We start from the raw sequence: 12,920 nt of genomic DNA on the forward strand, positions 1-12,920 counted from the left end.
CGCGATCGACGACGCGGGTGGGATGAAGCAGCACCGAGCTTGTGGCATCCGGCAACCGCATCAGCCCCGGCGCTCGTCCGAGCCCCGGAACTCCGCCGCTCACGACCCGGTCGGGCCCTGCCCGATGCTGAGCCATTCGCCCGCGTCGTCGGCACCGCCGGAGCGGCCGCGGCCGTTGGATGCGTCGGCGCCCTTCATAGCCTCGATCTGGCGGTCGATCTCCGACTGCGCGCTCATGGCGGCGAGCTGCCGCTCGATGTCGGCGTCGGGTGCGGCGGTCAGGTCGGTCAGGGCGCCACTGGCGAGCAGCTCGTCGGTCGCGGCCGCGCGCGCCTGCATCTGCGCGACCCGGTCGCGGGCGCGGTCGAGGCTCGTCCCGACATCGTTCATCGACGCGCCGATGCCGGCCACGGCCTCGTTGGCGCGCACCTGCGCCTCCGACGCGGTGTAGGTCGCCTTGATGGTCTCCTTCTCGATACGGAAGGCGGCGATCTGCTCGGAGAGGTGCCGCTCGCGATCCTGCAGCTGGTCGGTCTGCTTCTGCATCCCCGCGTACTGCTGCTGCAGGCCGGCGACCTGGCGCTCGATGAGCGAGCGCCGCTCGAGCGCAGCCCTGGCGAGGTCCTCGCGGCCGCTGCGCAGCGCCTCCTGCGCCTGCCCGGCGAGCTTCTGGTAGCGCGCTCCCAGCTCCTGGCCCTGCAGGTCGATCCGCTTCTTCGCGGTGGCGACCTCGGCGAGTGCCTGCCGCACCTGCTGCAGCAGCTTGACCTGCTGGTCGTAGCTGTCGTCGAGCATCTCGCGGGGGTCCTCGACACGGTCGAGGGCTCGGGAGGTCTTGCTCCGGAAGATGTCTCGCATGCGCGACGAGTTGCTCATGGTCGTGTTCCCCTATCTCGAGCGGTTCAGGCGCCGGGTCGACGGGTCCGACGCCGGTTCGGCGATGCCGTCGCGTGCGTTGAGGATGCGGAGCTCCTGCACGCCGGCGTGCAGCGCGGCGACCTCGCGGTCGACGTCGGCGCGGAGGGCGGCGAGCGCGCCGTCGGTGAGTCCGTCGAGCTGTGCGCCCACGGCCGACCGCACGCGCCGCACGAGGGCGACGACCTGGTCGACGCGGTCCTCGGCGATCGGGAGGTCGCGGGCGAGCGCTGTCGGGTCGGTCTCGCTCTCCATGAAGCGCAGTTGCCGGTCGAGCGACTCGCCCTCCCGTCGGATGCGCTCGTGGAGGCGGTCGAGTTCGCCGCGCGGGCCCTCGCCCCCGCCGGCGAGGTCGACGGCGGCCTGACCGCTCGACAGCGCGTCCGCGAGGCGGACGCGCAGCCGGATCACCCGGCCTCGGGGCCCGGTTGTGAACCGTGCGCGCGTGCGCAGCGCGCGTCCGGCGAGCGCGCGGCTCCGGCGGATGCGACGGACCAGCCATCGCACCAGGAGCACCGCGATCACGACCGAGGTCACGACCATCGCCAGGAAGGCGAGGAATATCCAGAGGAGGACCTCCACGCGACCACCTCCATTGCTCGGGTCCCTCGCGAGGCGCAGCCGCGGCACCTGACGCCGTCGGTCCGAACTCGCGATATAACGCAATGTACGCCGGTTCGGCCGCATGCGTCAGGGTTCCCGCGAAACTCACATGATCCGGCTCGGCGCCGGCAGCACCTCGCGCACCGTCACCACGACGACCACGTCGAGAACGGATGCCGCGGCTCGGCGTTCGGGTGGCCGCCCGGCTCAGCCGCGCGCTGCGTGTTCGGCCGAGCGGATGACGGCGTCGACGCCGAGCATGAAGAGGTCGCGGTCCTCCAGTTCGACGAGGCGCGTGCTCACGGAGGCGATGCGGGGGTACCTGCGCGGGTCGGCGAGCAACGGGCCCTCGAACCAGGGGCTCGGGTCGTCGTCGGCGCGGGTTCCGCCGCGTTCGCCGCGGGCGCGGGCGATGCCCGCAGCGCTCGAGAGCACGTGGGAGGCGAGCAGGGCGTAGTGCCGCACGAGGTCGTCGCCCTCGAGTCCGGCGCGGGAGAACGCGTCGAGCATGACCTCGACGGCGTCGAGTTCGCCGGGGCCGTGCGTCGTGAGCACGGTGGCCTCGACGCCGACTGCGGGGTAGTGCACGAACAGGCGCAGGGTGGCGCGGGCGAGCTGGCGGATGCGCTCGCGCCAGTCCGCGGGGTCCGCGGTCACCTCGGCGACACTCCGGCCGATCAGTTCGTCGAGGAGCGCCTGCATGAGGTGCTCCTTGCTGCGGAAGTGCCGGTAGATCGCCGTCGGATCGGCACCCAGCCTTTCGCCCAGGTCGCGCACCGAGATCGACGTGGTGCCCGGCGTGGCGGCCAGTGCGAGGCCCGCCGCGATGATCCGCTCGCGATCGAGTCGCGGTCGCGCTTCGGAGGTGCGCTCGCCGCCGCCGCGCCGCCCTGGACTCGCAGCTGTGCTCATGGTCCTCGCTCCGGTCGGATCACGGTGGATGGCGCCACGCCCGCGACCCCTGCGGGCCGGAGCTCGCACCGCGGGCGTGGCCCTCCGATCGTACCAAGTCGCACAACGAGACTGTCAACGATGTTGACAACGCAGCGGACGTCGAGCTAGCCTCGCCGGAATCCCACCCCCGACGACGAGGAAGCGAGGTCACCGTTGCCTGCAGCCGACGTACTGTTCACCGGCGGAGCCGTGTTCACCGGCTCCGGCGAGCCGCTTCGAGGCCACGCGGTCGCCGTGGTGGGCGACCGCATCGCGGCCGTGCTCCCCGAGCAGGAGGCCGCGGCGCTCATCGACCAGCGCACCCGGGTCGTCGACCTGGGCGGCGGCCTGCTCAGTCCCGGTTTCCAGGACGCGCACGTCCACCCGACCAGCGCCGGCGTCGAACTGCTCATGTGCGACCTCAGCGGGTCGACCGATGCCGCCGACGCGGTCGCCACCGTCGCGACGTACGCCGGCGCGCACCCCGACGAGGCGTGGATCATCGGCGGCGGCTGGTCGATGGACCACTTCCCCGGCGGCGCCCCGGCGCGTGGGCTCCTCGACGGGGTCGTCCCCGACCGCCCGGTGCTCCTGATGAGCCGCGACCACCACAGCACGTGGGCGAACACGGCGGCGATCCGGGCGGCCGGTCTCGATGCCTCGACCGCCGACCCGCGCGACGGCCGCATCGAGCGCGAACCCGATGGCGCACCGGCCGGCACGTTCCACGAGGGAGCGGGCGACCTGTTCGACCACGTGCGCCCGCCGATCGAGGCGGATGTCGCGTACGCGGGGCTGCTCCGCGCTCAGGACGAGCTCATCGCCCTCGGCATCACCGGATGGCAGGACGCCTGGATCGGCAGCGGACTCGGCGGCGTGCAGGACGTGGCATCCGTCTACCGCCGGGCGCTCGCCGACGGGACGCTGCGTGCGCACGTCGTCGGCGCCCAGTGGTGGGAGCGGTCCGGCGGGATCGAGCAGGTCGCCGGGATGGTCGCACGCCGGGACGAGGCCGCCCGACTCGGAGACAGCAGGTTCTCGCTCGGCTCGGTCAAGATCATGGTCGACGGCGTCGCCGAGAACCAGACCGCCGCGATGCTCACCCCCTATCGCGACGCCCACGGCCACGACACCGCCAATCTCGGTCTCTCCTTCATCGAACCGGGCGAACTGCGTGCGATCGTCACGGCCCTCGACGCCGAGGGCTTCCAGGTGCACTTCCACGCGCTGGGCGATCGCGCCGTCCGCGAGGCGCTCGACGCGGTCGAGGCGGCCCGCGCCGCCAACGGCCCCGGGAACGGTCGCCACCACCTCGCACACCTCCAGGTGGTGGCCGAGGCGGAGGCGGCCCGCTTCGCCGAGCTCGACGCCATCGCGAACATCCAGGCGCTCTGGGCCACGCACGAGGACCAGATCGACGAGCTCACCCTGCCCTTCATGCAGGACGGCGCCGAGGTCCGCCACTACCCGTTCGGCGACCTCGTCCGCCGGGGCGCGCGCCTGGCTGCGGGCAGCGACTGGCCGGTGTCGACCGCCGATCCCGTGGCCGCGATCCACATCGCGGTCAACCGGGTCGCTCCCGGCCTCGACGCCGAACCGCTCGGCGGTGCGCACCAGCGCCTCGACCTCGCGACGGCGATGGCCGCCTACACCTCCGGCTCCGCCTACGTGAACCACCGCGACCATGACACAGGATGGATCCGCGAGGGGCACCTCGCGAACCTCATGGTGCTCGATCCCGACCCATTCGGCCTCCCCGCGCACGAGATCCACCGGTCACGAGCGGTCTCGACCTGGATCGAGGGCGAGTGCCTCCATTCCCTCACCTCCGAAATCCGAGGAGCATCATGAACACCCCACGCACCCTCAGGCGGCGCAGCGTCGCGCTCGCCGCAGGCGCCCTGGCAACCGCCCTCGCGGTCACCGGCTGCACAACGCCCGAATCCGTCGCCGTCGCCGACGTCGACTGGGAACCGACCACGCAGACTCCCGCGCCGTCGGGCGACCTCGACGCGTTCTCGTGGGCGACCTACGCCGAGCCCTACTCACTCGACTACGCATACGCATTCGACTACGCCGACAACCAGGTGCTCGCCAACGTCTGCGAGTCCCTGCTGCGGCTGAACCCCGACTACACGCTGACGCCCGGGCTGGCGGAATCGTTCGAGCACCCGACCCCGACCACCTGGGTCTACGCGATCCGCGAGGGCGTGACGTTCCACGACGGCGCGCCGCTCACGGCGGCGGACGTCGTGGCCTCGATGCGCCGGCACCTCGACCCCGCGGTGGGCTCCTCGTGGTACTCCGTGTACCAGAACGTCGTCGCCATCGAGCAGACCGGCGAGCGCGAGGTCACCGTCACCCACTCCGTGCCCGACTCGCAGTTCAACCTGGCGATGGGCGGGTCGGCCGGCGTCATCGAGTCCGCGGCGACGCTGGCCGAGACCGGCGCCGACTACGGCAACTCGACCGGCGGGGTGAACTGCACCGGACCGTTCCGCCTCGGCGCCTGGAAGCCCGGCGAGTCGATCACGCTCGAGCGCTACGACGGCTACTGGGACGACTCGCTTCGCGCGAAGTCGGGCGAGGTCGAGTTCGTCTTCATGAACGACGCCACCGCTCGGGTGAACGCCCTGAAGGCCGGCGAGGTCGACGGAGGCTGGATGATCCCCATGGACGCCATCGAGCAGCTGGCATCGTCGGGGACCGGGGACGTGCACTTCGGCATGAACACGGCGGTCTCGAGCCTCATCGTCTCGAACCTCGACGGTCCGCTCGGCGACCTGCGCGTGCGGCGGGCACTGCTGATGGCACTCGACCGCCAGGGCATCGTGGATGCCGCACTCAAGGGCTACGGCGAGGTGACGAACGCCCTCACCACGGAGTCGGTGTGGGTGGGCGCGAGCGACGCCGCGCTCGAGTCGGCGTTCGACGGACTCGAGGACTACCCGTACGACCTCGAGGCGGCGACCAGGCTCGTCGAGGAGGCGGGTGCGTCGGGCGAGGAGATCGTGTTCGCGACCGCGCCCATCGCGAGCGAATTCAACGTCATCGCACAGGCGACCGCCGCCGCGGCCGAGTCGATCGGGCTGACGGCGACGATCCAGACGGTCACGCCGAACGCCTACACCGCACTGTTCTCGGATCCGAGCGCGCGCGAGGGGATCGACCTCTTCTTCACGGGCTGGTACCTGTCGAGCCCCGACCCCCTCGAGATGTACGGCGTGCTCCGCACCGGTGAGTTCAGCAACTACGGCGAGTGGAGCGATCCCGAGTTCGACGCGGTGGTGAACGAGGCCGTCGCGATCGACGACCCTGCGGTGCGGTCCGAGACGACCGCCGAGGCCCAGCGGATCGCGAGCGAGCAACTGCCGTGGCTGCCGCTGTTCACCGCGCCGATGCCGCTGTTCCTCGGGGAGCGCATCACCGGCGTCGCGCCCTCGATCGCGTTCCTCTCGTACCCATGGGCGGCGACCATTGGTGCTCGCTAGTCCGCAGACGGCGTCGAGCCCGACGGTCCGGCGGGGCGGAGGTCGATGGATGGCCGTGCTCCGCCGGGTGGCGGGCAAGCTCGGGGCCCTGCTCCTCACGCTCTTCCTGGCCTCCCTGCTCGTGTTCTTCTCACGGTTCCTCGTTCCGGGCGACCCGGTGCGGTTCCTCCTGCGCGGCCGGACGCCGAGCCCCGAGGCCGTGGCGCAGGTCACCGAGCAGTACGGCCTCGACCTGCCGCCGTGGCAGCAGTACCTGGACTGGGTCGCCGGCGTCCTCCAGGGCGACTTCGGCCGGTCGCTGCAGTACCGCCAGGAGGTCTCCGTGGTGATCGGCGAGCGACTGCCGGTGACGCTGGGGCTCGTCCTGATGGCAGGCGCCATGATCGCGATCGTCGGACTGATCGCGGGCGTGGTCGCGGCGCTCAACCGCGGGCGGCCGACGGACCGGGTGGTCCTGATCGGCCTGACCACGCTCGGCGCCATCCCCTCGTTCGTCGGCTCGATCGTGCTCATCGCGGTCTTCGCCGTGCAGCTCGGCTGGTTCCCCACGTTCGGGTCCGGTGACGGCGGCCTCGATACGGTGCACCACCTCGTGCTCCCGTCGCTCGCGCTCGCGCTGGCGTTCGTGGTGCTCGTGGGCAAGATCACGCGATCGTCGATGGTCGACCAGCTCGGCCGCGAGCACGTCGAGGTGGCCGCGAGCCGCGGCCTCGGCCGCGGCAGCGTGGTCCGACGCCACGTGTTCCGCAACGCGATCGGACCGATCCTCACCGTGAGCGGCCTGCTCGTCGCCGGCCTGCTCGTCGCGAGCTCCATCGTCGAGGCCGCCTTCGGCCTCGCCGGGATCGGCTCCCTCCTCGTGCAGTCGGTCGACCGGCTCGACTTCCCGGTCGTGCAGGCGATCGTCCTCCTCGTCGTCACCGCGTTCGTCGTCGTGAACGCCGTCATCGACCTCCTCGAACCCTGGATCGATCCCCGGTCCGCAGCCGGAGCCGGTGCGAGATGACCACACCCACCCTCGCGATCCAGGTGCTCCGCGCCCCGCGCATCCGCCGGGCGAACGTCGTCCTCCTCATCGCCTCGGCCCTCGTCGCGACGATCACGCTCGCCGCCGTCTTCGCCCCGTTCGTCGCACCGTACGACCCCGATCTGGTCGACCTGTCCGCGGTGCATGCCGGCCCGAGCGCGGCGCACTGGCTGGGCACGGACGCGCTTGGGCGCGACCTGCTGAGCCGCCTCGTCTTCGGCGCGCGCACCGCACTCCTGGGCCCACTCCTGGTGGTGGTGTCGTCCACGGTGCTCGGCATCCTCCTCGGCCTCGTGGCCGGATGGCGCGGCGGATGGCTCGACTCGGTGCTCGGCCGGATCTTCGACGTCGTGTTCGCCTTCCCGTCGTTGCTCATCGCGATCATGGCCGTCGCGCTGTTCGGCAAGGGCCTCGTCGCGCCCGTGATCGCGATGAGCATCGCGTACGCGCCGTTCGTGGCGCGCCTGACCCGCTCACTCGTCGCCGCCGAGCGCACGCGGCCCTACGTCGCCGCCTACCGGGTGCAGGGATTCGGCGGGGCGTGGATCGCCCTCCGGCGCGTCCTGCCCAACGTCATGCCGATCGTCGGGGCGCAGTCGACGCTCAACTTCGGCTACGTGCTCGCCGAGCTCGCGGCCCTCTCGTTCCTGGGGCTCGGCGTTCAGGCGCCGACCGCCGACTGGGGCGCGATGATCAACGAGGCGCAGGCCGGCCTCATCGGCGGACACTTCCTGCCAGCGATCCTGCCGGCGGTGGCCGTGGTGCTCGTGGTCGTCGCGGTGAACGTGATCGGCGAAGAGCTCTCTGACCGCATCGGAGGCGAGAACCCCGCATGACGCTCCTCGACATCGACGGGCTCACCCTCGACCTCCCCGACGGCACCCGACTCCTCGACGGGATCACGCTCGGCGTCGCCGCAGGCGAGACCGTCGGGCTGGTCGGCGAATCCGGCTCGGGCAAGTCGCTCACGGCGCGCTCGGTCCTCGGCCTGCTCCCGTCAGGCGCCTCGGTCGGCGGATCGGTGCGCCTCGACGGCACGGAGGTGCTCGGGGCTCCCGACCGACGGCTCCTCGAACTCCGGCGCAGGAGCGCTGCGATGGTGTTCCAGGACCCGCGTGCCGGCATCAATCCGATGCGCACCATCGGCGACCACCTCACCGAGGCCGTGCGCCTCGGCGGCCGGACGTCGGCTGCGGAGGCGCGGCGACGCGCCGTCGAGATGCTCGGCGCGGTGCGGATGCCCCGGCCCGACGAGCACCTCCGCCAGTACCCCCACGAGCTGTCGGGAGGGATGCTGCAGCGGGTGATGATCGCGGGTGCCCTCATGGGCTCGCCGCGCCTGCTCATCTGCGACGAGTCCACCACTGCGCTCGACGTCACGACGCAGGCCGAGATCATCGCCGTCCTCGCCGAGCTGCGAGCCGACCGCGGCATGGGCATGCTGTTCATCACGCACGACCTCAACCTGGCAGGGTCGCTCTGCGACCGGATCGTCGTCATGCACCGGGGGCGCATCGAGGAGCGCGGCGACGCGCAGCGCGTGCTGGGCGCCCCGCAGGCCGAGTACACGAGGCGGCTCGTGGCGGCGACGCCCACGATCGAGTTCGCCGAGCGTCCGGATGCCGCGATGGTGCCGAATGCCGCCGGCATCCCGTCCGCCGGTTCCGGTGCCGGCGTCGGGTCGGCGCCATCCGGCGGGCCCGAGCCGATGCTTCACGTCACCGCGTTGTCGAAGGCCTACCACCCTCGCAGGGGCGAGCCCGTGCGCGCCGTGGTCGACGCGTCGATCGCGATCCCGCGCGGCGGGGCGCTCGGCGTGGTCGGCGAGTCGGGGTCGGGGAAGTCCACGCTCGCGCGCATGATCGTCGGACTCGAGCAGGCGGACTCGGGAGAGATCCGGATCGCCGGGCAGGAGCGCACCGCCGCACCGCGAACGTCGGCCGGCCGGCTGGGGCACGCGCGTTCGGTGCAGATGGTCTTCCAGGACCCGTATCTGTCACTCGACCCGCGCATGACCGCGGGGCGCGCGATCGAGGATGCGCTCAGACTGCATGCCCGGCACGGCATGCGGGACCCGCGCGAGCGAGTGCTGGCCCTCCTCGACCAGGTCGGGCTCGACGAGCGCCACGCGCAGGCGCGGCCGCGCACGCTCTCCGGCGGGCAGCGTCAGCGGGTCGCGATCGCACGCGCGCTCGCGATCGAGCCGGACGTGCTCGTCATGGATGAGGCCACCAGTGCGCTCGACGTCTCCGTGCAGGCCCAGGTGCTCGACGTCGTCGCGCGCATCCGCCGGGAACGGGGCCTGACCGTCCTCTTCATCAGCCACGACCTCGCCGTCGTGCGGCGCGTGTGCGATGAGACCGTCGTGATGCGGCGCGGGGAGATCGTGGAGCGCGGCCGGACCGTGGAGATGCTGCGGGCGCCCGCGCACGAGTACACCCGACTGCTGCTCGACTCGGTGCCGCGGCCACGATGGGCCCTGGCGGCGGCGGTCGGCTGACCGGGCCACCGGACTAGGCTCGCGAGCGTGACGGATGGCATGGCCCTCGCCCCGCTCGGACTCGGCCTGGCCGCGCTCGGCCGCCCCGCGTACATCACCGCGGGACGGGGCGACGACCTCGGCCGCGAACGCAGCGTCGAGGCGCTGCGCGAGCGCGCGCACGCCATGCTCGACGCGGCGTGGGCCCGCGGCATCCGCTTCATCGATGCGGCGCGATCGTACGGCCGCGCCGAGGAGTTCCTCGGGTCCTGGCTCGCCGCCCACCCCGAGCGTCGGGCCGAGCTCACGATCGAGTCGAAGTGGGGCTACGAGTACGTGGGCGGATGGCGCATGAACGCGGAGGTCCACGAGCGCAAGGAGCACTCGCTCGCGATGCTCGAGCGCCAGTGGCCCGAGACCCTCGCCGCGCTCGGCGGCGCGCCGGACCTGTACCTCGTGCACTCGCTGACGCCCGACAGTCCGGCCCTCGGCGACCACGCGCTGCTCGGGCGGCTTCGCGGGCTCGCCGCCTCCGGCGTCCGCGTGGGCGTCTCGACGAGCGGACCGCGGCAGGGGGAGGCGCTGGGCGCGGCGCGCGAGCTGCCCGGCTCGCCGTTCACCGTCGTGCAGGCCACGTGGAACCTGCTCGAGCCGTCAGCGGGCCCGGCGCTCGCGCGTGCCCACGACGCCGGGTGGATCGTCGTCGTGAAGGAGGCCGTCGCGAACGGGCGGCTCACCCCGGCCGGCAACGACGGAGCCGCCGAGGCGCTCGCCGTGCGGCTGGGCGAGCCGCTCGACGCCCTCGCCCTCGGCGCCGCCCGTGCGCAACCGTGGGCCGACGTCGTGCTGTCGGGCGCGGTCACCGCCGACCAGCTCGACGCGAACCTCGCGTCGACGAGGTCGTCGCCGCCGACGGATGCCGCGGCGTTCGCCGCGCTCGCCGAGGAAGCGGCGACCTACTGGGCAGCGCGCCGTTCGCGCCCCTGGACCTGACACGCGCTGCGCGCGGGCCCAGCCGGCATCCCGGCACGACGCCACCGGCACGACGAACGCCCCGGGCCGTAGCCCGGGGCGCTCGTCGCTTCGATCCGGCACCCGACGCCCCGGGATGGGACACCGGCACGCCGTCCGAGGCCGGATCAGGCCTGCTGGGGGAGGATGTCGAACGCCACGCGCCCGTCCTCGCCCACATGGGCGTCCAGGGTCTTGTCGTCGAGCGCCTTCGCGGCGTTCTCGGCGAGGTAGACGCGTGCGCCCGCCTGCTCGACCACCGCGTCGCGCTCCTCCGGCGCCGGCGCGATCGCGACGCCGAACTCGGTTCCCGTCGCGTCCTCGCTGTCGATGCGAAGGCCGGCCCCGTCAGGGGCACCGCTGCGGTCGACGATCTCCTTCACGACGGTGCTCGCCGTATCGGTGAGAGTCAGCATGTCGTTCCTCCTTCACTCGTCAGAAGCCTCCCACCCTTCCGTGCCCGGCCCTCCGCTGCGACCCCCTTGCGGTATGGCGACGGATGCCCCACACTGGGCGCCCCTCGCCCGCCCGGGACGCCCCCTCGCCCGCCCGGGACGCTGGGACGCTCGGCACACCGGGAGCACGGCACCCGGGCGCCGTTCAGGCGCACGGACTACCCTGAAGCGTGACTTCCGTGGATTCCCCCGTCGAGGCCGCGGCTCCCGAGGAGCCCGCCGCGATCACCTTCTCAGACCTCGGGCTCGACGGCGCAGTGCTCAAGGCGCTCGACGACGTGGGCTACGAGACGCCGTCGGCGATCCAGGCGGCGACCATCCCGACCCTGCTCGCCGGCCGCGACGTCGTCGGCCTCGCCCAGACCGGCACCGGCAAGACCGCCGCGTTCGCGCTGCCGATCCTCGCGCGCCTCGACGTGTCGCAGAAGACGCCCCAGGCGCTCGTGCTGGCCCCGACCCGTGAGCTCGCCCTGCAGGTCTGCGAGGCGTTCGAGCGGTACGCGGCGCACCTCAGGAACGTGCACATCCTTCCCGTCTACGGCGGGCAGGGCTACGGCGTGCAGCTCTCGGCGCTGCGCCGCGGCGTGCACATCATCGTCGGCACGCCCGGTCGCATCATGGACCACCTCGACAAGGGCACGCTCGACCTCTCCGAGCTCAAGTACCTCGTGCTCGACGAGGCCGACGAGATGCTGAAGATGGGCTTCGCGGAGGACGTCGAGACGATCCTCGCCGACACCCCCGACGACAAGCAGGTCGCGCTGTTCTCCGCGACCATGCCGGCGACGATCCGGCGGATGTCGCAGCAGTACCTGCACGACCCCGAAGAGATCACGGTCAAGACCAAGACCCAGACCTCGGCCAACATCGCGCAGCGCTACCTCGTCGTCTCGTACGCGCAGAAGGTCGACGCCCTGACCCGCATCCTCGAGGTCGAGAACTTCGAGGGCATGATCGTCTTCGTCCGCACGAAGAACGAGACCGAGACCCTCGCCGAGAAGCTCCGCGCGCGCGGCTACGAGGCCGCGGCGATCAACGGCGACATCGCGCAGGCGCAGCGCGAGCGCACGGTGAACCAGCTGAAGTCGGGCAAGCTCGACATCCTGGTGGCGACGGATGTCGCGGCGCGCGGCCTCGACGTCGAGCGCATCAGCCACGTCGTGAACTTCGACATCCCCACCGACAGCGAGCCGTACGTGCACCGCATCGGCCGCACCGGCCGCGCCGGACGCACGGGCGACGCGATCAGCTTCGTCACGCCCCGCGAGCGCGGCCTCCTCGCCCGCATCGAGAAGGCGACGAAGCAGCCGATCACGCAGATGCAGCTGCCGAGCGTCGACGAGGTCAACGAGACCCGCCTCGCACGGTTCGACGACCGCATCACGGCGGCGCTCGGGCAGGCCGAGCGCATGGACGGGTTCCGCGACATCATCGCCCACTACGTGCGCAACCACGACGTGCCCGAGGCGGATGTCGCGGCCGCCCTCGCCGTCGTCGCCCAGGGCGACGCGCCGCTGCTGCTCGAGCCCGAGCCCGAACGACCGCAGCGCGAGCGGTTCGACCGCGACCGCGGTGGCCGGGACCGCTTCGACCGAGACGACCGCCGCGAGCGGGGCGACCGGCCCGAGCGCCGCCAGCGCCCGGGCGGGAAGCCGATGACCACGTACCGCATCGCCGTCGGCAAGCGGCAGCGCGTCGAGCCGCGCCAGATCGTGGGCGCGCTCGCGAACGAGGGCGGGCTGCAGCGCGACGACTTCGGCGCGATCCAGATCCGCCCCGACTTCTCGCTCGTCGAGCTGCCGGCCGACCTGCCCGCCGACGTGTTCGACCGGCTGTCGGGCACGCGCATCTCGGGGCGGCTCATCGAGCTGCGCCCCGACACCGGACCGAAGCGCCGCCCGCGCGACGGCGACCGTCCGTACCGGCGGCCGCGTGACGACGAGCGCGGGGATCGCGAACCGCAGGACGACAAGCCGTTCCGCAAGCCGCGGCACAAGAACAGCTGA

11 protein-coding genes are annotated in these 12,920 nt (G+C 72.4%); 7 read left to right on the forward strand and 4 right to left on the reverse strand.

Translation table 11 applies throughout. The features are described 5' to 3' along the window. Positions 1 to 99 precede the first annotated feature (99 nt). From ACULK4_RS01980 to ACULK4_RS01990, 3 genes are all read right to left on the reverse strand, one after another. Complete coding sequence (locus ACULK4_RS01980; RefSeq protein WP_445964781.1) at positions 100 to 876, reverse strand: PspA/IM30 family protein; 777 nt, start codon at positions 874 to 876, stop codon at positions 100 to 102. A gap of 12 nt (positions 877 to 888) precedes the next feature. Further along, entirely contained in the window at positions 889 to 1,497 is a 609-nt protein-coding gene (locus ACULK4_RS01985) for a hypothetical protein (RefSeq protein WP_445964782.1), read from the reverse strand. 228 nt (positions 1,498 to 1,725) lie between these two features. Continuing rightward, positions 1,726 to 2,430 (reverse strand): TetR/AcrR family transcriptional regulator, encoded by a 705-nt coding sequence (locus ACULK4_RS01990; protein ID WP_445964783.1) that lies wholly within the window; start codon positions 2,428 to 2,430, stop codon positions 1,726 to 1,728. A 195-nt stretch (positions 2,431 to 2,625) separates the two neighbouring features. On the opposite strand from ACULK4_RS01990, the gene ACULK4_RS01995 reads away from it, so the two are divergent. From ACULK4_RS01995 to ACULK4_RS02020, 6 genes are read left to right on the forward strand one after another with little or no spacing between them, the layout of a single operon-like run. Next, entirely contained in the window at positions 2,626 to 4,302 is a 1,677-nt protein-coding gene (locus tag ACULK4_RS01995) for an amidohydrolase (RefSeq protein WP_445964784.1), read from the forward strand. After that, the gene (locus ACULK4_RS02000; protein WP_445964785.1) at positions 4,299 to 5,942 is read left to right on the forward strand and encodes an ABC transporter substrate-binding protein; all 1,644 of its coding nucleotides are present in this window, start codon (positions 4,299 to 4,301) and stop codon (positions 5,940 to 5,942) included. Before ACULK4_RS01995 ends, ACULK4_RS02000 begins: the two co-directional genes overlap by 4 nt. Positions 5,943 to 5,991: 49 nt before the next feature. After that, on the forward strand, positions 5,992 to 6,948 hold the full coding sequence (locus ACULK4_RS02005; protein ID WP_445964786.1) for an ABC transporter permease: 957 nt from the start codon (positions 5,992 to 5,994) through the stop codon (positions 6,946 to 6,948). After that, positions 6,945 to 7,805 (forward strand): ABC transporter permease, encoded by an 861-nt coding sequence (locus tag ACULK4_RS02010; protein ID WP_445964787.1) that lies wholly within the window; start codon positions 6,945 to 6,947, stop codon positions 7,803 to 7,805. Before ACULK4_RS02005 ends, ACULK4_RS02010 begins: the two co-directional genes overlap by 4 nt. Next, a complete protein-coding gene (locus ACULK4_RS02015; RefSeq protein WP_445964788.1) occupies positions 7,802 to 9,469 on the forward strand; it encodes a dipeptide ABC transporter ATP-binding protein in 1,668 nt (555 codons plus the stop codon). The genes ACULK4_RS02010 and ACULK4_RS02015 overlap by 4 nt, the downstream gene beginning before the upstream one ends. A gap of 27 nt (positions 9,470 to 9,496) precedes the next feature. Continuing rightward, the gene (locus tag ACULK4_RS02020) at positions 9,497 to 10,441 is read left to right on the forward strand and encodes an aldo/keto reductase (protein ID WP_445964789.1); all 945 of its coding nucleotides are present in this window, start codon (positions 9,497 to 9,499) and stop codon (positions 10,439 to 10,441) included. Positions 10,442 to 10,587: 146 nt separating this feature from the next. Here the strand turns inward: ACULK4_RS02020 and ACULK4_RS02025 are convergent, their stop codons facing one another. Further along, entirely contained in the window at positions 10,588 to 10,875 is a 288-nt protein-coding gene (locus ACULK4_RS02025) for an iron-sulfur cluster assembly accessory protein (RefSeq protein ID WP_445964790.1), read from the reverse strand. A 209-nt stretch (positions 10,876 to 11,084) separates the two neighbouring features. Here ACULK4_RS02025 and ACULK4_RS02030 point away from each other — a divergent pair, with 209 nt between their 5' ends. Next, positions 11,085 to 12,920: a DEAD/DEAH box helicase gene (locus ACULK4_RS02030; protein ID WP_445964791.1), complete on the forward strand. Its 1,836-nt coding sequence runs from the start codon at positions 11,085 to 11,087 to the stop codon at positions 12,918 to 12,920.

The organism is Agromyces selenitireducens, from assembly GCF_052748465.2.